We start from the raw sequence: 20,732 nt of genomic DNA on the forward strand, positions 1-20,732 counted from the left end.
CAAGGCCATCGCCTGCTCTAACCCCTCAGTCCATGCGGTCCAGCCGGCGCAGATGCAGCATGTAGAGCCGGGAGAAACGCGTCACCAGATCGTGGAACGGCAGCGGCTTCACCGGGGTGAAGGGCAAGGCCAGTTCCGGCGCGCCCGCTCCCATGGCATGGCGGGCCAGTTCGCGGCCCACGGCGGTGCCCAGCGCCATGCCGCGCCCATTGTAGCCCACCGCCCCGGTCACGCCGGGCGCCAGCTCGTGGAAATGGGGCCGGAAATCGGCGGTCATCGCCAGATGCCCGCTCCAGCTCCGCGCGATGGCCGGATTGCCGATTTGGGGGAAGACGCGGCGGATGCGTTCCCGCGTGCGCTCCCGCGCCCGCCGCTCGGCGTCCGCCGACCGCACCAGCGTGCAACCGGAAACCAGCCGGTTGTCGGCGGTCCAGCGGAAGAAATGCAGGTCGCCACGGGTGTCGCTGCACGCCATGTCGGAGGGCAGCACGCTGGCGCGCAGGGCGGCGGGCAGCGGCTCCGTCACCATCTGGAAGTTCAGCACCGGCACGACGGAGCGGCGCAGCCCCGGCCACAGGTCGTCGGTGTAGGCGTTGGTCGCCAGAACGACGCGGTCGGCGGTCACGCAGCCCTGCGGCGTGGTGAGCCGCCAAGCGGTTCCGACGCGGTCGATGGCGGAGACCGGCGTGTCGCTGTGGAGGACGACACCCAGCCCGAGGGCGGCCCGCGCCATCTCGCGGGCCAGCGACAGCGGGTTCACATGCCCGCCGGTCGGGGCGACCATGCCGCCGTGCCAGAAGCGCGTGCCCAGCGCCCGCTCCGTCTGCGCCGCGTCAAGCAGCGCGACCTCCGCCCCCAGCGCCCGCCACTGCGCGACGCGCTGTTCCGCCGCCGCCATACGGCCCGGCCGGTGGGCCGGCTGGATCCAGCCCTTCTGCACGCCGTCGCAGCGCATCTGGTGACGCTCGATCAGGTCGAAGACCAGCGCCGCCGAGCCGCCGACCATGCGGGCCAGCGCCGATCCCTTGGCCTCGCCGTAGGCCGCCATCAGATTGGCGGGGTCGAGGCGCGACAGCGTCGGGATGATCTGGCCGTTGTTGCGACCCGACCCGCCGAAGCCCGGCTCGCGCGCCTCCAGCACCGCCACGCGCACGCCCTGCTCGGCCAGATGGATCGCCGTGGACAGGCCGGTGACGCCCGCCCCGACCACCGCCACATCCACCCGGACCGCCCCGTCCAGCGGACCGGTCTCCGGCCCGGCGACGGCGCTCGCCGCCCAGTGGGAGTCCGGCATCGGCGCGTCCAGCAAGGGTTTGAGAAGCGCGCTCATCGCGTCCCCTCCTCCACCAGCAGCGTCTTCGCCAGCGCCACCCAATAGCTGGCGCCGATGGCCAGGTTGGCGTCGTTGAAGTCGTAGCCGGGGTTGTGCAGCAGGCAGCCGCCGTCCGTCGGGCCGTTGCCCAGCCAGACGTAGCAGCCCGGCCGCTCCTTCAGCATGAAAGCGAAATCCTCCGCCCCCATGGAGGGCATCGGATCGTGGTCGATGTTCGCCTCGCCGACCAGCGCGGCGGCGACGCGGGCGCACAGCGCGGTCTCGGCGGCGCTGTTGACCGTCGCCGGGTAGCGCCGCTCGTAGCGCACGCTGGCGGTGCAGCCGAAGGCGGCGGCGGTGTGCTCGGCCAGAGCGCGCAACCGCGCCTCGACCACGTCCTGCACCCCCTCCTTGAACGCGCGGACGGTGCCGCGCAGCGTCACCTCCGCCGGGATGACGTTCCAGGTGTCGCCGCCGGTGATCCAGGTGGTGGAGACCACGGCGCTGTCCAGCGGGTGCAGGCTGCGCCCCGGAATGGTCTGCAGGGTGGTCAGCAGATGGCCGGCCGCGGTCATCGGGTCGTGGCCGAGATGCGGCATGGCGGCGTGGCTGCCCTTGCCGTGGACCGTCACCTCGAAGATGTCGTAGCTGCCCATCATCGGCCCCGGCCGCAGCGCGATCTGCCCGAGCGGCAGGCCCGGCCAGTTGTGCATGCCGTAGACGCCGTCCACCGGGAACCGCTCGAACAACCCCTCGGCGACCATCTCGCGGGCGCCGCCCTCGTTCTCCTCGGCCGGCTGGAAGATGACGTGCAGCGTTCCGGCGAAGTCCGGATCGTCGGCCAGGACCTTGGTCGCCCCCAGCAGCATCGTGGTGTGGCCGTCGTGGCCGCAGGCGTGCATCCGGCCGGGATTGACCGAGCGGTGGGCGAAGTCGTTGGCCTCGTGGATGTGCAGCGCGTCCATGTCGGCGCGCAGCGCGATGGCCCGGCCGCCGGGGCGGCGGCCCTTCAGCGTGCCGACCACGCCGGTGCGCCCCAGACCCGTCGCCACCTCCAGCCTGAAGGCGCGCAGCTTGTCGGCGACGAAGGCGGCGGTCTCGTGCTCCTCGAAGGCGGTTTCGGGATGGGCGTGCAGATGGTGCCGCCACTGCCGCATCTCCGGGGCCAGGGCCTCGGCGGCGGGATGCAGGCGGACGTTCGCGGGGATGGTCATTCCGGGGACTCCTGGGGTCCGCCCGCCGGCAGGCTGTAGCGGAAGTCGCAGTGGCTGGCGCCCTGCATGATGGTCTGGGTGCGGGTGAAGCGGACGTCGGGGCGGTAGCCGCACATGAACTCGCCGTCCCGGTTGCAGGACAGGATGTCGCCGATCTCCTCCACGCCCATGGCGCGGTAGCTTTCGGCGTAGCGGCAGCGGGTGACGTTGAAGCCCAGCCGGTCGGGCGCGCTCTCGATCACCTCCAGCCGCAGGGCGTCCCCGGCGGTCCACAGGGCCAGCCGCTCGTGGAAGGTGGCGAGATCGGCGGTGCCGCGGGTGGCGCGGTCCTCCGCCGCCATGGCGGCGCCGGCCTCGCGGGCCATCACCTCGATGGCGCGGGCGAGCACGGCGCGCGCCCGCTCCCGCCCGATCTCGGGCAGGAGCTGGTCGTAGAGCGCCTTGGCGAAGGCCGCCTCGATGCGCCGCCGCTCCAGGATGGGCAGGGGAGCAGACGCGGGAGCGGCGTTTTCGGTGTCGGTGGTCATCGCTGCGATCCTTTTTCCGTCAGCCGCCGAGATAGGCCGCCCGCACGCGCGGGTCGGCGGCCAGATCGGCGGCGCTGCCCGAGAGTGTCACCCTTCCCGCCTCCATGACATAGGCGTGATCGGCGACGCGCAGGGCGGCGCGGGCGTTCTGCTCCACCAGCAGGATCGAGGTGCCCTCGCCGCGGATCTGGACCAGCAGGTCGAAGATCTGCTTCACCACCATCGGCGCGAGGCCGAGCGACGGCTCGTCGAGCAGAAGCAGGCGTGGCTTCGACATCAGAGCGCGGGCGATGCACAGCATCTGCTGCTCGCCGCCCGACAGCGACCCCGCCTTCTGGGTCAGCCGCTCGCGCAGGCGGGGGAACAGCTCCAGCATCCGCTCCATCCGGGCGGCGCGGTCGTGGCGCAGCGTCCGCCCGCCGAGCAGAAGGTTCTCCCGCACCGTCATGGTGCCGAAGATCTGCCGCCCCTCCGGCGCCTGGGCGAGGCCGCGGCGCACCACCTCGTGGCTGGGGCTGTCGGTCATGTCCTGGCCGTCGAAGACGGTGGCGCCGCCGGTGGTGCGGTAGATGCCCGACAGGGCCCGCATCAGCGTGGTCTTGCCGACGCCGTTGGCGCCCAGCACCGCGACGATGGCCCCCTCCGCCACGTCGAGCGAGACGCCGCGCAGGATCTCCTGCGGCCCCATGCGCACCGTCAGGTCGCGGACCTCAAGAATGCGGCGAGTGGTGGCTTGTGCTCCGTCAAGCGGCATCGTCTTCCACTCCCAGATAGGCTTCGAGGACGGCGGGGTCGCGCTGCACCGCCTCCGGCGTGCCGTCGGCGATCTTGCGCCCCGACGCCAGGACGATGACGCGGCTGCAGCTTCCCATCACCAGCCCCATGTCGTGCTCGACCAGCAGAACGGTGACGCCGCCGGCGTGCAGGCGGCGGATGAAGTCGGCCAGTTCCGCCGTCTCGGTGTCGTTGAGGCCGGCCGCCGGCTCGTCGAGGATCAGCAGGCGGGGCGCGGTCGCCAGGGCGCGGGCGATCTCCAGATACTTGCGCTTGCCGTAGGACAGGTTGGCGGCGATGTCCCCGGCCTGGGCGGTCAGCCCGACCCGCTCCAGCGCCTCCCAGCTCCGCTCGCTGACCGCGCGGCTGTGGGCGCCGCCGTTGACCAACGCCCGCCAGGGCGACTGGCCGAAGGCGCCGACCGCCCCAACGGACACGTTGTCGAACACCGTCATGTTGGGGAAGACGCGCAGGTTCTGGAAGGTGCGGCCCATGCCCATGCGGGCGATCTGCCAGGGCTTGCGCCCCGTGACGTCCTGCCCGTCGAAGGTCACCGTGCCGTCCGACGGCGGGGTGAAGCCGGTGATCAGGTTGAACAGGGTGGTCTTGCCAGCGCCGTTGGGGCCGATCAGCCCGACCAGCTCGCCCTCGGCGATGGTGGCGCTGACGTCGCTGACCGCCAGCAGGCCGCCGAAGCGCCGGGTCAGCCCCTGGATGGAGAGAAGCGTGTTGCTCATGATCCGCCTCACTTCCAGCCGACGGGCGTGCCGCCGGCGATGGTAGCCCAGCCGCGGGAGAAGGAACGGCGGACGAAGCCCAGCGCGGTGCCTTCGGCCAGCATGCCCTTGGGCAGCAGCAGGATGGACAGGAACATGGTCGCCCCGACGGCGATCATGCGGTAATCGCCGATGTCGCGCAGCGCCTCCGGCAGGACGATCATGAACAGGGCGCCGACGACGGCGCCGGGAAGGCTGCCCAGCCCGCCGACCACCACCATCGCCAGGATCAGGATCGATTCCATGAAGCGGAAGTTGTCCGGCGCGATGTAGGCGGAGGTGTGGGCGAGCAGCGCCCCGGCGATGCCGGCGAAGAAGGTGGCGACGACGAAGGACTCGATCTTCAGCCGCTCCACGTTGATGCCCATGCTGTCGGCGCACTGGTCGTCCTCGCGCAGAGCCCGCAGCGCGTTGCCGTAGTAGGAGTGGGTCAGCCGGTGCAGCACCCAGACGCAGGCGACGGCGATCACCGCGACCGCCAGATAGCGGCTGAGCAGCGTGTCGGCCTGCCAGCCGAACAGCGAGATCGGCGGGATGCCGCGGATGCCCATCGGGCCGCGCGTCACGTCCACCCAGTTCAGCAGGACCACGTAGATCATCTCGCCGATGCCGAGCGTGGCGACGGCGAAGTAGATGCTGACCAGCCGCATGGTCGGCAGTGCCACCAGGAAGCCGAACAGCGCGGCGATCAGCCCTGCCGCCGGCAGCGTGACGATGAAGGGCAGCCCGAGCCTGGTCGACAGCAGGGCCGCCGCGTAGGCGCCGATGCCGTAGAAGGCGGCGTGGCCGATCGACAGCAGCCCGGCGGTGCCCGTCACATGGTTCAGGCTGGCCGACAGGATCACGAAGATCATCGTCGTGATGGCGATCTGGGCGAGGTAGCTGGACCCGGTGCCGACGATCGCGGCGGGCACGGCGCCGAAGGCGACCGCCAGCAGGAGGAGGGTCCAGGCAAACCGCCGGCCTCGCCCGGAAAACGCGGCGGGCGGCGCGAGGGTGGCCGGCATCAGCCGGGCGTCAGGCACGTTCACGTCCATGTCCGAACAATCCTTGCGGGAAGAAGACCAGCGTGATGACCAGAAGGCTGTAGGTGATCAGGTCCTTCCAGCCGCTCGACAGGAACTCGGTCGCGATGCTCTCCGACACGCCGAGCAGCAGGGCGCAGGCGACCGCCCCCGGGATGCTCGACAGGCCGCCCATCACCATGGCGACGAAGGCCTTCACGCCGGGCGCAAAGCCCATGTGCGGCGAGATGGCGCCGTCGTAGAGGCCGACCAGGATTCCCGCCGTGGCGCCCAGCATCGAGCCGACCGCGAAGGTGGTGACGATGGTGCGGTCGGTGTTGATGCCGACGTAGCGGGCGCCGAGCTGGTTGTTGGACACGGCGCGGATGCCGAGGCCGGTCTGGGTGCGGTAGAGCAGGAACTGCAGCGCGCCCAGCATGACGGCGGAGGTGGCGAAGATGACCAGGCTGCCGCTGGCGACCATGATCGGCCCGATGGCGACCGGCTGCTGCAGCAGGTAGCCGGACGGGATGCCCTGCATGTCGCCGCCGAAAATGTGCATCATGATCTCGCGCGTCACGATCGACACGGCGAGCGAGGAGAGCAGCGTCGCCTCGCGCATGGCGCGGGACTTCTGGCTGGCCTCGTCGGTGAAGCGGCGGAAGGGGCGGAAGGCGATGCGCTCCAGCCCGACGCCGGAGACCGCGCCGACCGCCAGGACCAGCGGCACCACCGCCAGCAGCGGCGGGGCCATCGCGGTGATGACCATCAGCCCGACGAAGGCGCCGATGGTGTAGACCTCGCCATGGGCGAAGTTGACGACGTTCAGGACGCCGAAGATCAGCGTGAAGCCGATCGCCATCAGGGCGTAGACGCACCCGATGGACAGGCCGTTGATGACCTGCTGAAGGAAGAAGACATCGAAGACCATGGCGTGCTCCAGGCTTCGGGGAGCGCGCCCGCCGGTCCCGGCGGAGCGCGCACCACGGCGTGTGTCCCGAAAGGAGGATCGTGTGGAAAGCCCTTGGGGCGTCCCCGGGGCGTCCTTAGACGGTACCGGTCAGGGACCGGTCACGACCTGGAAGCGGCCGTCCTTCACCATCATCTTCGCCAGCGCCTTCGCCGGCTCGCGGGTGACAGGGTCGAAGCTGGTGGCGCCGGTCACGCCGGGGTAGCCGGTGGTGGCGGCCAGCGCGTCGCGCAGGCTCTCGCGCGTCACCGACGGGCCGGCCTTGGCGACGGCGTCCAGCATGATGCCGACCGCGTCGTAGGCCTGGGCGGCGAACATGCCGGGCTCCGACTTGAAGCGCGCGGCGTATTCCTTCACGAAGGTCTGCACCGCCGGGTCGGGGTTGTCGGGCGTGAAGGTGGTGGCGAGATGCAGCCCCTCCACCGATTCACGCCCCAGCTCGATCAGCTTGGGCGAGTAGAGGGAGCTGGTGCCGTAGAGCGGGATCTTGATGCCCAGCTGCTCGCGCTGCTGGGCGAAGGCGGCCCCCTCCTCGTAGAACATCGCGAGGTAGATCACGTCCGGCTTCTGCCGGGCGACCTTGGTCAGGATGGAGCGGAAATCGCGGTTGCCGGGGTTGAAGGCCTCGGTGGCGGTGATCTTGCCGCCCTTGGCCTTGAAACCGCTGACGAAGCCGTCGAGCGCCGAGATGCCCCAGTCGTTCTGGATGTAGATCACCGCCGCCGTCTTCATGCCCGCCGCGATGATCCAGTCGGCGTTGTACGGGCCTTCGAAGGCCTGGGTGGTGATGTTGCGGAACTGCCAGGGGCTGAGCTTGGTGAAATCCGGGTGCGAGGCCGTCTGGGAGAGCTGCGGCATCTTCTCCGCCGCGTAGATCTCGCCCGCCGCCATCGACACGGTGGAGGAGAAGTCACCGATCACCCCGACGATCTTGGAGTTGTCGAGGAACTTGTGCGCGATGTTGCGCGCCTCCTTGGGATCGTCCTTGCTGTCCTCAAAGGTGATGGCGACCTTGGCGCCGGTCAGCTTGCCAGAGGCGTTGAACTCCTCCAGCTTGATCTGGGCGGCGTTGCGGAACATCTCGCCGTACTGGCTGCGGTCGCCGCTGAGCGGCGCCTGATAGCCGATGACGATCTCGCGGTCGGCGGCCTGGACGGCGGTGCCGGTGACCAGCATGGCGCCCAGAACGGCGCCGAGAATGGCGTTCTTCCTCATGATTCGATTCCCCTGTCGGCGAGGCTGGACGGTCAGTTCGCGGCGGCCGGCGCAGCGGCGCCCGGCGTGATCGTCAGGTGGCAGCAGGTGCTGCGGCCCGGCTTCCAGGTGTCGACCTCGATCTCGAAGCCGGCGGTCTCGAAAGTGCCTTTGTCGACCGCGCCGGCGAGTTCGCAGAGCGTCTCAACCGTCTCAGCCGGCAGGTTGGCCTCCAGCCAGGCTTCCTTCAGCGGACAGGTGTGGAAGCGGATCTCCAGCACCTCGTCGGTGCAGCGCACGACCTCGGGGCCGAACTGGACCTCGGCGTCGGGGATGAATTTCAGGAAGGAGTCCCGCAGGCCGGTCAGATCGGCCGGGGCGTGCGGCGCGAAATTGTGGGCGATGGCCGCACCCCGGCGATAGATGGTGCGCGCCATGATCTCCCGGGCCTTCTCCTCGCCGATCTCCTTGCGCATCTCGTCGAAGGCCGCCTCATAGACCATCGCGCGGCTCTTCATCGCGTTGCGCAGAAGTGTGCGAAACTCGTCCATCGGTGAATGCTCCTGTTTTTCTGCCAATTGTTTTGCGGTGGCGATTTTTGTTTTTTAAAGCGCTTGTTCTTTTTGCTTCAGAGGGATGGGCCGCCCTGAAGGAAGGCCTCGATCCGCGCCTCGTCGGCGGCGGTGTCGAAACCGGACCGCGCCATCCAGGCGTCGTCGTGGTAGGTGTTGCGGTAGCGCTCGCCGGAATCGCAGATCAGAGTCACCAGCGAGCCGGCCCGCCCGGCGTCGCGCATCCGTCCGGCGATCCAGCACAGCCCGAAGAAGTTCGTTCCGGTGGACCCGCCAACCATCCGGCCGAGCCGCCGCGACAGCACCCGCATCGCCGCCAGTGAGGCCACGTCGGGCACCTTGATCATCTGGTCGACGACCTCGGGGATGAAGGACGGTTCGACGCGGGGCCGCCCGATGCCCTCGATGCCCGACCCGCGCTCGCAGGTAATGGCGGCGTCGCGGTTGACGAAGCTGTCGTAGAAGACCGAATGCTCGGCGTCGGGAACGCACAGCCGGGTCGGCAGGTGGCGGTAGCGGATGTGACGCCCGATGGTGGCGGCGGTGCCGCCGGTGCCGGCGCTCATCACGATCCAGTCGGGCACCGGATGGCGCTCGCTGCGCATCTGGCCGAAGATCGACTGGGCGATGTTGTCGGTGCGCCAGTCGGTCGCCCGCTCGGCGTAGGTGAACTGGTCGAGATAGACGCCGCCCAGCCGCGCCGCCAGCCCCGCCGCCTCGGCGTAGATCGCCTTGGAGGACTCGACGAAGTGGCAGCGCCCGCCGTGCAGCTCGATGGCGGCGATCTTCTCGTCCGAGGTGCCGCGCGGCATCACCGCGTGGAAGGGCAGGCCGAGCAGCCGGGCGAAATAGGCTTCCGACACCGCGGTGGAGCCCGACGACGCCTCGATCACCGGCGTGCCTTCGCCGATCCGCCCGTTGCAGATGGCGAACAGCAGCAGCGAACGCGCGACGCGATGCTTCAGGCTGCCGGTGGGGTGGGTCGATTCGTCCTTCAGGTAGACGTCGATCCCGGACAGCTCCGGAACGTCCAGCTTCAGCAGCGGCGTGTCGGGCGACCGCGCCGCCTCGGTCTCCAGCAGCTCGATCGCGCGCCGGGTCCAGTCGCGGCAGGCAACCTCGGGCAGCGGGGTGTAGTCGAGGCGGAGCGGCTGACGGATCGAACCGGCGCCGGGTTGCAGCGCTACGGTCTGCGCGGAAGCGGTCATGTCACCCTCAAAGCGCGATGACGGCGTCGATCTCGACCGACGCGCCGAGCGGCAGCGCCGACACCTCGACGGTCGAGCGGGCGGGGAACGGCGCCTGGAAGAAGCCGGCGTAGACCTCGTTCACCGCCTTGAACTGGCTGAGGTCGGTCACGTAGACGGTCATCTTCACCGCCTTCGCCAGGCTGGTGCCGGCGGCATCGGCGATCGCCGCGATGTTGGTCAGGCTGCGCGCCGCCTGGGTCGGCGCGTCCGGGCCGGCGAAGGCCCCGGTGGCCGGGTCGATCGGCAGCTGGCCGGAGACGAACAGCAGCCCCCCGGCGACGCGGGCCTGGGCGTAGGGGCCGATGGCGGCCGGGGCTTTGTCCGTGGCGATGGTGTCGCTCATCTTCCTGATCTTTCCTGGTTTGGCCCTGTGGTGGCGACCGTCGCCTGCTCGAAGGTTGGAGTGCTCAAAGGCTGGGCGGTCTGCCCGCGGGGACGGCATGCGGATGCATGCGAAATCCTCAAAACGAAAAAGCTTTTCTCCCGGAGGGCCAAACGAGCAAAATCATCCGTCCCAACCGCGAAGGCCCCGAGCAACCCCGATGACCATCGACGCCACCGACCGGAAGATCCTGGCCGCCCTTCAGGCCGACGCGACGCTGTCGCTCGCCGACCTCGGCAAGCAGGTCGGCCTGTCCGCCACCCCCTGCTGGCGCCGCGTGCAACGCCTTGAACAGGAAGGTTATGTCCGCCGCCGCGTGGCGTTGCTGGACCGGGCCAAGCTGAACGTCGACGTGACCGTCTTCGTGGCCGTCCGAACCAGCAAACACTCGGCGGAATGGCTGGAGGAGTTCCGCCGCGTGGTGGCCGACATACCGGAGGTTGTCGATCTCTACCGGCTGAGTGGCGAAATCGATTATCTGCTGCGTGTGGTCATTCCGGACATCAAGGCCTACGACGCCTTCTACCGAAAGCTCATCGAGCGCATCGAGCTTCAGGATGTCTCGTCAATGTTCGCCATGGAGGAAATGAAGTCAACAACGGAAGTCCCTCTTTCTTACGTAAAAACCCAGAATACCTAGGATTTTACTTGCTGGTTTTCTTTTTAGACTCACGCTTCGGCAATTTTTGCGAAGCCCCTGTAGTGATTCTCAATATCGCATGGTTCGTATGAGAATTTTTTACTTTTTTGGCCGAGAAGGTGCTTCGCTGTAGAAAATATTTCCACGTTAGAAGCATTTCATAGAAGTTCATTTCTCATGGCTGCCGGTGAGCAAGAGGATCGGGCGTTTGGCCTCTATAACCCTCTCCCCCCTGGGGAGAGGGTGGCCCGGAGGGCCGGTGAGGGGGTTGCGCTTGGCGTCACGTCCGGCAAAAGCACAACCCCCTCACCCTAACCCTCTCCCCAGGGGGGAGAGGGGACTTCAAATGCTGTCACCCTACGCCCAGCCCCCGTTGCCTATTGCTTGCGCAAAGCGGCCGGTCTATATGCGTAACGTCTCACTCAATGAGACGCTGAAACCGCCAGGACGGGCGAACCTTGAAGACGCGCAGCACCCAGCTCCCCGACACGTCGGACGACGCGGCCAAGCCGAAAGCCGCCGCCACCGACCGGACCTTCGCCATCCTGGAACTGGTCGCGTCGGCCTCCGGCCCGCTGGCCGTCAAGACCATCGGGGCGACGCTCGGCCTGCCCAAGCCGACCGCTCACCGCCTCGTCAACAGCCTGATCGACAAGGGGCTTCTGGCGCGGGACCTGGAAACGCGCGACGTCATCATCGGCGTCGAGGCGGCGCGGCTGGCGGTCGGCATCCTGCGCGCCTCGCTGTCCCGCGCGCCGGTCCGCTCCGTCCTGCGCGCGGTCAGCGCCGAGTTGGGGGAAACCTGCAACGTCGGCGTCCTCGATGGCGGCGACGTCGTCTATCTCGACCGCGTGGAGGTCGAGCACTGGCCCCTGCGGCTCCAGTTCGGCGTTGGATCGCGGGTGCCAATGCACTGCACGGCCATGGGCAAGCTGTTCCTCGCCACCCTGCCGGACGGCATGCGGAGCCGCCTGCTGGCCTCCGGTCCCTTCTCCGCACAGACCGCCCACACCCTCACCGATCCGGACGCGCTGGCCGCCGAGCTGGAGCGCATCGGCGCGCGCGGCTACTCGCTCGATGACGAGGAGTATGTGGTGGGCGTGTTCTGCGTGGCCGTACCGATCTTGTCCTCCACGGGCCGGACGGTGGCGGCCATCGCCGTGCAGGCGCCGAAGGTCCGGCTGTCGCACGACCGCGTCGAACAGGTCCTCCCCATCCTGCGCCGCGGCGCCGAGGCCCTGTCCGCGCAGTTCGGATAGTCCCTCCTACCCCCATCGTTCTTCAAAACCAGACGTTTCATCGCCCGAGCCGCAGGATGCCGGCCGGGCATGCCCCCGTATGCATGGATAATTGGGTACACGAACTTTTTGGGCTTGCGCGACCCAGGGTCCTGTGAGTTAATGATACAAATCGTATCGCTGAATGAGACCAAGAGGCCGAGCGATACGCTTCCAGTCACGGGGAGGAACGATGACGCGGAAGATCGCCTTGGGCTCCGCCCCGTTGCGGGAGCCCCGCGAACCGACCACCGAATACGCCGCCGACACCAACGCTGGTGACGCCAACTCCGGTGACCGCCGGCCGCTCGCCGACCGCGTCCTGGCCTTGCTGGACGCGGTGGCCGGGGCAGGGCAGCCGATGGCCGTCAAGGACATCGCCGAGAAGCTGGCCCTGCCGAAGCCGACCGCGCACCGGCTGATCGCCATGCTGGAGGAGCGCGGCTTCCTCGCCCGCCCGTTCGACGGCCGGCTGGTGACCGTCGGCCCGAAACTGCGCACCCTGGCGCTCAACACGCTGCGCAGCTCCCTGGGCCAGGCGCCGTCGCATGCCCGGCTGCGGGCGCTCAGCCTGGAACTGGGGGAGACCTGCAACATCGGCGTGCTGGAGGGCGGCGACGTCGTCTATCTCGACCGCGTCGAGGTGGAAGGCTGGCCGCTGCGCCTGGAATTCGGCGTCGGGTCGCGGGTGCCGCTGCACTGCACGGCGATGGGCAAGCTCTTCTTGGCTTTCCTGCCGGAACTGCCGCGGCGGCGCCTGCTGGATTGCCTGCCGCTGCCCCGGATGGCGGCGGCGACTCTGTGCGACCCGGCGCTGTTCCGCGCGGAATTGGACAGCATCGCCGCCTGCGGCCACTCCTTCGACGACGAGGAGTACATGCCGGGCGTCTTCTGCGCGGCGGTGCCGATCCGCGACGGCGCGGGACGGATGGTCGCCGCCCTGGCCGTGCAGGCGCCGAAGGTCCGGCTGTCGCGGGAATCGGTGGCCGACCGGCTGCCGGTCCTGCACCGCGCCGCAAGCGACATGGCCCACGCGCTGGGCATCGACGCCGCCCCGGCCGAGCCGGCCCTCTCACCCTAAGGACGACGGACGCCATGGCAAGGACGCTTGAAACGACCGCCGCCGGATGCCCGGCCCGGCTGATGGCGCGCAGCGCCGCGCTGGAGCCGGTTCCCACCGCCGTGGTCGCCGCGGGATCGCCGGTCGCGCTGGAAAGCGCGCGGCGCGCCACCGCCCTCGGCCTCATCGAGCCGGTGCTGGTCGGCGATCCCACGGCCATTGCCGACAGCGCCCGCCGCATCGGCTGGACGCTCCACGGCGCCTGCGTGGTTCCGGCAAGAGACGATGCGGCGGCGGCGCGGGTCGCGGTGGCGCTCGCCCGCTCCGGCGACGTGGGCGCGCTGATGAAGGGGCACATCCACACCGACACGCTGATGCTCGCGGCCCTCGACCCGAAGAGCGGACTGCGCACCGGGCGCCGCTTCACCCATGCCTTCCACATGACGCTGCCCGGTTCGAGCCGCGAGCTGGTCATCACCGACGCGGCGATCAACGTGGCGCCGTCGCTGAACACTCAGTTGGACATCATCCGCAACGCCGTGGAGCTGTGGCGGCTGGTTGGCGGCAACGACCCGCGCGTGGCGCTGCTGTCCTGCACCGAGGAGGTGACCGAGCGCGTGCCCTCCAGCCTGGACGCCGACCGGCTGACCCGCCTGTGCCAACAGGAGGTGCCGGGTGCTACGGTGTTCGGGCCGCTGGCGCTCGATCTCGCGGTCTCCGCCGAGGCGGCGCGGATCAAGAACCTGTCCCACCCCTGCGCCGGGGCCGCCGACATCCTGGTGGTGCCGAACATCGAGACCGGCAACGCCCTGTTCAAGGCGCTGGTGCATTTCCTGGACGCGGTCGCCGCGGGCATCGTGCTGGGTGCGGCGGTGCCGATCGTCCTCACCTCGCGCGCCGACCCGCCGGCGGCCCGCATCGCCGCCGCCGCCATCGCCCAGATCGTCGCCGGGCGCCGCTCCGCCACGCCGGGCGCGCCCTATCCCGCCACCGCAGCCAAGGGAGGCGCCGCACCCGGCCTGCACGCCTGACGGTCAAAAATAAATCCTGGGAGGGAATGCAAATGCTCCGCAACGCCTTGACGCTCACCGCGGCGGTGGCCGCGCTGCTGACACCGGTCCTGTCATCCGACCCCGCGCGCGCCGACGACTACCCGTCGCGCCCCATCGAGGTCATCGCAACCTTCGGGGCCGGCGGCGGCGCCGACCTGATGGCGCGCCAGTTCGCGCGCCTCGCCGAGCCGCATCTCCGCGTCGCCATGCCCGTCGTGAACGTCTCCGGGGCGTCGGGCAACGCCGGCCTGACGCGGGTCCTGACCAACCCGGCCGACGGCTACACGGTCGGCACGTTGATCGCCCTGTCCGTCTCCTCCTGGGCGTCGGGGCTGGGCACGGCGAAGCCGGACAATTTCGTTTATGTGGCGATGATGCAGAACTCGCCGTCGATGCTCTACGTCTCCAAGAACAGCCCCTTCAAGACCTACGAGGACTTCGCCGCCCACGCCAAGGCCAACCCCGGCAAGCTGCGCGTCGCCACCTCCGGCTACGGCACGCAGGACGACATCACGCTGAAATATCTGGGAAGCCAGGGAGTGCCGGTGACCAACGTCCCCTTCGCCCGTCCGTCGGAGCGCTACGCCTCGCCGATCGGCGGCCACACCGACGCGATCTACGAGGAGCCGGGCGACGTCGCGCAGTTCCTGAAGTCCGGCGACCTGCGCCCGATCGTCGTGTTCGACAAGCAGCGCCACCCCTCCTTCCCCGACGTGCCCGCCTCGGCGGAGCTGGGTCTGGACATCGGCGACCTGCCGAACTTCCGCACGCTGGCGGTGCCCGCCGGCACGCCGCCGGAGCGCGTGCAGAAGCTGCACGAGGCCGCCGCCAAGGTGCTGGCGAGCCCGGAATGGAAGACCTTCTGCGCCGACACCTTCACCTGCGTCGACACGCTGGTGACGCCGGACCAGGCCAAGGAGGAGGTCAAGGCCTTCTACGAGACGGTGAGAGGCTATCTGGACCGCTTCGCGACCAAGACGGTCGGCCAAACACCGGGTTAAGTCCGGCGGGCTGAGCCCGGCTCCGGAATCGCCCCACCCGTTTCATCGCTCTTCAGGGAGGGAACCGTGACTCCCCTGTCCCACGGTCTTCGCCGGCTGGCGACACCCGCGGCCCTGCTCCTCGGGTCGCTTCTTCTCTCGCAACACATCGTGCGCGACAGCACCATGATCGCCAGCCTGCCGGACCCGGTGGGACCGACGGGATGGCCCCGGCTGATGCTGGGCGCGGTCGGGCTGTGCGCCCTGATCTGGATGGCCAAGGAACTCCTGGCGCTGCGCCGCGCAGCCCAGCGGCACACGCCGATCGATGAGGAATACGAAGGCTACGCCTATGGCCGGGCCATGATCGGGCTGGGGCTGGTCGTCTTGTACGGCATCGCCCTGCCGCAGCTCGGCTTTCCCATCGCCACCGCGGCCTTCGTCGCCCTGTGGTGCCTGATCGGGGGCATCCGGCGCCCGCTGACGCTGGCGCTGGTCACCGGCATCGGCTGCGTGGTGCTGCTGTACGTCTTCGTCCTGCTCGCCCAGATGCCGCTGAACCGCGGCCACGGCGTCTTCGACGGCTTCACCGTCGCGCTCTACCGCCTGCTCGGCATCTACTGAGCCGGCCACCGGAAGGATCGTCCCATGGATATCCTCGCCAATCTGGCCGGTGGCTTCGCCGGCGCCCTCGATCCGTACAACTTCGTCTTCCTCGTCTCGGGCCTGATGCTCGGGGTGGTGGCCGGCGCTTTGCCGGGCATCTCCTTCGTCAACGCCATGGCCATCGCCCTGCCCTTCACCTACCTGCTGCCGCCGGTCACGGCGATGTCCTTCCTCGGCGGCATCTATGTGGGTGGCGTGTTCGGCGGCTCGATCTCCTCGATCCTCATCAACATCCCCGGCACGCCGGCCTCGCTGCCGAGCTGCTGGGACGGCTACCCGATGACGCGCAAGGGCCTGTCCTCGCGGGCCTTGAGCATCGCGATCACCGCGTCCGCCTTCGGCGGGCTGGTCAGCGCGCTGCTGCTGACCTTCGGCGCCCCGCCCTTTGCCAGCTTCGCGCTGAAGTTCGACCAGCCGGAATTCTTCGCCGCCACCATCCTGGGCCTCGTCAGCGTCATCGCCATCGCCAAGGACGCGCCGCTGATGAGCGCCGTCTCGATGTTCCTCGGCCTGCTGATCGGCACGGTCGGCGTCGATCCGATGTACGGCATGCCCCGCCTGACGCTGGGCGTTCCCGACCTGGAGAGCGGCATCAACTTCACCGTCGTGATGATCGGCCTGTTCGCCATCGGCGAGGTTGTGGACCTGATCTGCAAGCGGGCCGGCGGCGGCCGCTCCATCACCGCCAAGCCCGGCAAGCAGGTCGGCCTGTCCGATCTGTGGCGGGTCAAGTCCTCCATCCTGCGCGGCACCGGCCTCGGTTGCACCATCGGCGTCATCCCCGGCGCCGGGGCCACGGTGGGGGCGGTCATCGCCTACAGCGTGGAGAAGCAGGCCTGCGGCAAGGGCGACCGCTTCGGCACCGGCATGGAGGAGGGGCTGGCGGCCCCGGAGGCGGCCAAGAACGCCACCACCGGCACCGCGATGATCCCGCTGCTCACGCTGGGCATTCCCGGCAGCGCCGCCACGGCGATCATGCTGGCCGCCATGCTGATCCACGGGCTGAACCCCGGCCCGCTCCTCTTCACCTCGAACACCACGCTGGTCTACACGATCTTCGCCAGCATGCTGATCGCCAACCTGCTGATGATCGTGGCGGCGATGGGCGTGGCGCGGGTCTTCTCGACGCTGATGCGCGTGCCGCCGGCCATCCTCGGCGCCTTCATCATCGTGCTCAGCGTCGTCGGCGCCTACGGCGTGCGCAACAACCTCTTCGACGTCTATGTCTGCCTGGCCTTCGGCGTCGTCGGCTACTTCATGAAGCGCACCAACTTCCCGCCGGCCCCGCTGGTGGTCGGCGTGATCCTGGGGCCGCTGTGCGAGCGCTACTTCCTCACCTCGCTCGCCAACTACGAAGGCAACATGGCGGTGTTCTTCACCCGCCCGATCAGCGGCACCATCCTGGCGCTGTCCGCCATCTTCCTCGCCTGGTCGATGTGGCCGGTGGTGAAGCCGCTGCTCCGCCGCCCGCCCAAGGAGCCGCCCCACCGGGTGCTCAAAGCCTGACCGTCCGAACCAACGAACGAACCTTCAGGGAGAGAGACAAGCAACCATGGACAACATCATGCTCGACCGAACGCCGGCCAGCGCCGACCAGGAGGCCGTCGCCGCCCTCGTCGCCCGCGCCCGCGCCGCCCAGCGCGCCTTCGCCGACGCGACGCAGGAGCGGGTGGACGACGCCGTCGCCGCCCTCGCCTGGGCCATCTACGAGCCGGGCCGCGCCCGCGCCCTGGCGGAGCTGGCGGTGGCCGACACCGGTCTCGGCAACGTCACGGACAAGATCACCAAGAACCAGCGCAAGACCTTCGGCACGCTGCGCGACCTGATGCGGGTGCGCACCGTCGGTGTGATCGAGGAGGACACCGCCAAGGGCATCGTCAAGATCGCCAAGCCGCTGGGCGTCGTCGGCGCCGTCACCCCCTCCACCAACCCGGCGGCGACGCCGGTCAACAAGGCGATGATGGCCGTCAAGGGCCGCAACGCCATCATCATCGCCCCCTCCCCCATGGGCTCCGCCGCCACCGGCCGCACGGTCGAGCTGATGCGGGCCGAGCTGGCGCGCATCGGCGCGCCGGAGGATCTGGTGCAGATGATCCCCACCCCCATCACCAAGGGCCTGACCCAGGCGCTGATGGAGGCGGTCGATCTGGTCGTCGTCACCGGCTCGCAGGACAACGTGCGCCGCGCCTACTCCAGCGGCACCCCGGCCATCGGCGTCGGGGCCGGCAACGTGCCGGTCATCGTGGACGAAAGCGCTGATCTGGCCGACGCGGCGCGCAAGATCTGCGCGTCGAAGACCTTCGACAACTCCACCTCCTGCTCGTCGGAGAACGCGCTGGTCGTTCTCGACTCCGTCTACGACGCGACCATCGCCGCGCTGGGGGAGGCCGGCGCCTATCTCTGCACCGCGGAGGAGCGGGAGCGCGTGCAGTCCCGCCTGTGGGAGAACGGCAAGCTGAACCGCAAGCTGATCGCCAAGGACGCCGCCATCCTCGCCGAGGCGTTCGAACTGGCGCCCAAGGCGCGCGAGTCCCGCTTCTTCCTGGTCGAGGAGACGGGCGTCGGCAAGGCGCATCCCTTCTCCGGCGAGAAGCTGTCGCTGGTGCTGGCGGTCTACCGCGTGCCGGACTTCGACGCGGCGGTCGATCAGGTGCGCCGGATCCTCGACCACCAGGGGCGCGGCCATTCCTGCGGCATCCACACGCGGGACGAGGCGCACGCCAAGCGGCTGGCCGACGAGCTGGACGTGGTGCGCGTGCTGGTCAACTTCGCCCACACCTTCGGCAACGGCGGCGGCTTCGACAGCGGGCTGAACTTCACCCTCTCCATGGGCTGCGGGAGCTGGCAGAAGAACTCCATCTCCGAGAACCTGAACTGGAAGCATTTCGTCAACATCACCCACCTCGTCCGCCCGATCCCGGAGGACAAGCCGAGCGAAGAGGCCCTGTTCGGCCCCTTCTGGTCCCGCCACGGACGCTGACGGAGGCGACGATGAACTTCGAGGAACAGGCTGGAAAATCCGTGCTCGCCCGCGCCGGGGTGAGCGTCCCGCAGGGGCGCCTCTGCGCCAGCGCGCAGGAGGCGGAGGACGCCGCCCGCGCCATCGGGCCGGTGGTGGTCAAGGCGCAGGTGCCGGCCGGCAAGCGCGGCAAATCGGGCGGCGTCAAGCTGGCCGCCACGCCGGAGGAGGCCGCCACTGCGGCGCAGGCCATCCTGGGCATGGAGATCGGCGGCTTTCCGGTCGCCCGCGTGCTGGTCGAGGAGCAAGCGGCCATCGCCCGCGAATTCTACGCCGCGGTGCTGAACGACCCGGCCAGCCGCAGCCCGCTCGTGCTGTTCTCCACCGAGGGCGGCATGGACATCGAGGAGGTCGCGGCGACCCGCCCCGAATCCCTGCGCCGCATGGCGGTGGACATCCGCAAGGGCTTCGGCCCGGCGGACGCGCGCCGCCTGCTGCTGGGGCTGGATCTCGGCGAGGCCGCCGTGCCAGTGGCGGCGATGCTGGTCGATCTCTACCGCGTCTACCGCCAGCACGACGCCGAACTGCTGGAGATCAACCCGCTGGCCCTGCTCGCCGACGGCCGCGTCGTGCCGCTGGACTGCAAGCTGACGGTGGACGACGCCGCGCTCTACCGGCAGGCCGACATCGCCGGGCTGGGCGCCAAGGAGCCGCTGTCGGCGCTGGAGGAGCGCGGGCGGGCGCTCGACCTCAAATACATCGAGCTGGAGGGCAACGTTGGCGTCCTGGCGAACGGCGCCGGGCTGACCATGACGACCATGGACGTGGTCAGCCACGCCGGTGGTCGCCCCGCCAACTTCCTGGAGATCGGCGGCGAGGCCTACACCAAGGGGACGGAGGCGCTGGACCTCGTGCTGTCCAACCCCGGCGTCAAAAGCCTCGTCGTCAATTTCTGCGGCGCCTTCGCCCGCACCGACGTGATGGCCGGCGGCGTGATCCAGGCCTGGAAGACGCTGAACCCCACCATCCCCGTCTTCTTCTCCATCCACGGCACCGGCGAGGACGAGGCCGTGCGCATGGTGCGGGAGGAATTGGGGATCGAACCCTACGACCGGATGGAAGACGCCATCTCGGCAGCCGTGGAGGCCGCGCGATGATCGTACGCAAGAGCGACCGGGTCCTGGTGCAGGGCATCACCGGCAAGCAGGGCACCTTCTGGACCGAGCAGATGCAGGCCTACGGCACCACCGTGGTCGGCGGCGTGAACCCGAAGAAGGCCGGGCAGAGCCATTGCGGCGTGCCCATCTTCGCCACCGCGAAGGAGGCCATGGCGAACGGCGGCTTCGACGTGTCGGTGATGTTCATCCCGCCCGCCGCCGCCAAGGCCGCCGCCATCGACGCCATCGAGGCCGGGGCGAAGACCGTCGTCTGCCTGACCGAGCACATCCCGTCGCACGACGTGATGGAGATGCACGCCGCGGCGGCGGAGCATGGCACCCGCATCATCGGCCCGAACACCGCCGGCATCGTGACTCCGGGCGAGGGCTTCGTCGGCATCATGCCCGCCTTCAACCCGCGCGTCTTCCAGCCGGGCCGGGTCGGCGTCATCTCGCGCAGCGGCAGCCTGGGCACGCTGGTCTGCCTGAATCTCGTGCGCGGTGGCCATGGCCAGTCGGCCTTCCTCGGCATCGGCGGCGACCCGATGATCGGCACCACGACCAAGGACGCGCTGGCCGTCCTGATCGACGATCCCGGCACCGACGCCATCGCGCTGGTCGGCGAGATCGGCGGCAGCATGGAGGAGGAGGCGGCGGAGCTGGTGGCGAAGACGGACAAGCCCGTCGTCTCCTTCATCGCCGGCCGCGCCTCCCCGCCCGGCAAGAAGATGGGCCACGCCGGGGCCATCGTGACCGGCGACCGCGGCAGCCACGCCTCCAAGCGCGGCGCGCTGGAACGCGCCGGGGCCGTGGTGGTGGACGTGCCCGGCGACCTGCCGGCGGCCCTCGACGCGCTGATGGCCGAGGCCGCGAAACGGTCGGGCGCGCAGCGGCTCGCGGACTGACCGCTCAGCCGCCCTTTTGAAGAATGGCACGGCAGCACCGCCCCCTCTCCCGGCCCCCGCC

21 protein-coding genes are annotated in these 20,732 nt (G+C 69.5%); 10 read left to right on the plus strand and 11 right to left on the minus strand.

Annotated elements, in window-relative coordinates:
• Positions 1 to 25: 25 nt before the first annotated feature.
• The 11 genes from FHW79_RS21805 to FHW79_RS21855 form a co-directional block, all read right to left on the minus strand.
• Entirely contained in the window at positions 26 to 1,330 is a 1,305-nt protein-coding gene (locus tag FHW79_RS21805) for an FAD-binding oxidoreductase (RefSeq protein ID WP_183180858.1), read from the minus strand.
• A complete protein-coding gene (locus tag FHW79_RS21810; protein ID WP_183180859.1) occupies positions 1,327 to 2,526 on the minus strand; it encodes a M20 aminoacylase family protein in 1,200 nt (399 codons plus the stop codon). The genes FHW79_RS21805 and FHW79_RS21810 overlap by 4 nt, the downstream gene beginning before the upstream one ends.
• Complete coding sequence (locus tag FHW79_RS21815; protein WP_051658725.1) at positions 2,523 to 3,053, minus strand: L-2-amino-thiazoline-4-carboxylic acid hydrolase; 531 nt, start codon at positions 3,051 to 3,053, stop codon at positions 2,523 to 2,525. The genes FHW79_RS21810 and FHW79_RS21815 overlap by 4 nt, the downstream gene beginning before the upstream one ends.
• A gap of 19 nt (positions 3,054 to 3,072) precedes the next feature.
• The gene (locus tag FHW79_RS21820) at positions 3,073 to 3,807 is read right to left on the minus strand and encodes an ABC transporter ATP-binding protein (protein WP_119509290.1); all 735 of its coding nucleotides are present in this window, start codon (positions 3,805 to 3,807) and stop codon (positions 3,073 to 3,075) included.
• Positions 3,797 to 4,564 (minus strand): ABC transporter ATP-binding protein, encoded by a 768-nt coding sequence (locus FHW79_RS21825; protein WP_183180860.1) that lies wholly within the window; start codon positions 4,562 to 4,564, stop codon positions 3,797 to 3,799. Before FHW79_RS21825 ends, FHW79_RS21820 begins: the two co-directional genes overlap by 11 nt.
• A gap of 8 nt (positions 4,565 to 4,572) precedes the next feature.
• Positions 4,573 to 5,640 carry a branched-chain amino acid ABC transporter permease gene (locus FHW79_RS21830; protein ID WP_183180861.1) on the minus strand — a complete coding sequence of 356 codons (1,068 nt, stop codon included), beginning with the start codon at positions 5,638 to 5,640 and terminating at the stop codon, positions 4,573 to 4,575.
• Positions 5,621 to 6,538, minus strand: coding sequence for a branched-chain amino acid ABC transporter permease (locus FHW79_RS21835; RefSeq protein ID WP_114861323.1), 918 nt, complete (start codon positions 6,536 to 6,538; stop codon positions 5,621 to 5,623). The genes FHW79_RS21830 and FHW79_RS21835 overlap by 20 nt, the downstream gene beginning before the upstream one ends.
• Positions 6,539 to 6,667: 129 nt before the next feature.
• A complete protein-coding gene (locus tag FHW79_RS21840; RefSeq protein WP_183180862.1) occupies positions 6,668 to 7,792 on the minus strand; it encodes an ABC transporter substrate-binding protein in 1,125 nt (374 codons plus the stop codon).
• A 32-nt stretch (positions 7,793 to 7,824) separates the two neighbouring features.
• A complete protein-coding gene (locus tag FHW79_RS21845) occupies positions 7,825 to 8,322 on the minus strand; it encodes an L-2-amino-thiazoline-4-carboxylic acid hydrolase (RefSeq protein WP_183180863.1) in 498 nt (165 codons plus the stop codon).
• Positions 8,323 to 8,399: 77 nt separating this feature from the next.
• The gene (locus tag FHW79_RS21850) at positions 8,400 to 9,551 is read right to left on the minus strand and encodes a PLP-dependent cysteine synthase family protein (RefSeq protein ID WP_183180864.1); all 1,152 of its coding nucleotides are present in this window, start codon (positions 9,549 to 9,551) and stop codon (positions 8,400 to 8,402) included.
• 7 nt (positions 9,552 to 9,558) lie between these two features.
• A complete protein-coding gene (locus FHW79_RS21855) occupies positions 9,559 to 9,936 on the minus strand; it encodes a Rid family detoxifying hydrolase (protein WP_183180865.1) in 378 nt (125 codons plus the stop codon).
• Positions 9,937 to 10,135: 199 nt separating this feature from the next.
• On the opposite strand from FHW79_RS21855, the gene FHW79_RS21860 reads away from it, so the two are divergent.
• The 10 genes from FHW79_RS21860 (at position 10,136) to FHW79_RS21905 (ending at position 20,671) form a co-directional block, all read left to right on the plus strand.
• Positions 10,136 to 10,615 carry an Lrp/AsnC family transcriptional regulator gene (locus FHW79_RS21860; RefSeq protein WP_211108417.1) on the plus strand — a complete coding sequence of 160 codons (480 nt, stop codon included), beginning with the start codon at positions 10,136 to 10,138 and terminating at the stop codon, positions 10,613 to 10,615.
• 458 nt (positions 10,616 to 11,073) lie between these two features.
• Positions 11,074 to 11,874 carry an IclR family transcriptional regulator gene (locus FHW79_RS21865; protein WP_247884530.1) on the plus strand — a complete coding sequence of 267 codons (801 nt, stop codon included), beginning with the start codon at positions 11,074 to 11,076 and terminating at the stop codon, positions 11,872 to 11,874.
• A 211-nt stretch (positions 11,875 to 12,085) separates the two neighbouring features.
• A complete protein-coding gene (locus tag FHW79_RS21870) occupies positions 12,086 to 12,973 on the plus strand; it encodes an IclR family transcriptional regulator (RefSeq protein WP_183180866.1) in 888 nt (295 codons plus the stop codon).
• A gap of 14 nt (positions 12,974 to 12,987) precedes the next feature.
• The gene (locus tag FHW79_RS21875; protein WP_183180867.1) at positions 12,988 to 13,983 is read left to right on the plus strand and encodes a bifunctional enoyl-CoA hydratase/phosphate acetyltransferase; all 996 of its coding nucleotides are present in this window, start codon (positions 12,988 to 12,990) and stop codon (positions 13,981 to 13,983) included.
• A gap of 32 nt (positions 13,984 to 14,015) precedes the next feature.
• Positions 14,016 to 15,005: a tripartite tricarboxylate transporter substrate binding protein gene (locus FHW79_RS21880; protein ID WP_183180868.1), complete on the plus strand. Its 990-nt coding sequence runs from the start codon at positions 14,016 to 14,018 to the stop codon at positions 15,003 to 15,005.
• A gap of 66 nt (positions 15,006 to 15,071) precedes the next feature.
• Positions 15,072 to 15,608: a tripartite tricarboxylate transporter TctB family protein gene (locus FHW79_RS21885; RefSeq protein ID WP_183180869.1), complete on the plus strand. Its 537-nt coding sequence runs from the start codon at positions 15,072 to 15,074 to the stop codon at positions 15,606 to 15,608.
• 24 nt (positions 15,609 to 15,632) lie between these two features.
• The gene (locus FHW79_RS21890) at positions 15,633 to 17,156 is read left to right on the plus strand and encodes a tripartite tricarboxylate transporter permease (RefSeq protein ID WP_183180870.1); all 1,524 of its coding nucleotides are present in this window, start codon (positions 15,633 to 15,635) and stop codon (positions 17,154 to 17,156) included.
• A gap of 46 nt (positions 17,157 to 17,202) precedes the next feature.
• Positions 17,203 to 18,630: an aldehyde dehydrogenase family protein gene (locus FHW79_RS21895; protein WP_183180871.1), complete on the plus strand. Its 1,428-nt coding sequence runs from the start codon at positions 17,203 to 17,205 to the stop codon at positions 18,628 to 18,630.
• A gap of 11 nt (positions 18,631 to 18,641) precedes the next feature.
• Complete coding sequence (sucC, locus tag FHW79_RS21900) at positions 18,642 to 19,766, plus strand: ADP-forming succinate--CoA ligase subunit beta (RefSeq protein ID WP_183180872.1); 1,125 nt, start codon at positions 18,642 to 18,644, stop codon at positions 19,764 to 19,766.
• Positions 19,763 to 20,671 carry a CoA-binding protein gene (locus tag FHW79_RS21905; RefSeq protein WP_183180873.1) on the plus strand — a complete coding sequence of 303 codons (909 nt, stop codon included), beginning with the start codon at positions 19,763 to 19,765 and terminating at the stop codon, positions 20,669 to 20,671. The genes sucC and FHW79_RS21905 overlap by 4 nt, the downstream gene beginning before the upstream one ends.
• Positions 20,672 to 20,732 lie beyond the last annotated feature (61 nt).

The sequence above is a fragment of the Azospirillum sp. OGB3 genome (genome assembly GCF_014192915.1).
Lineage (GTDB): Bacteria > Pseudomonadota > Alphaproteobacteria > Azospirillales > Azospirillaceae > Azospirillum.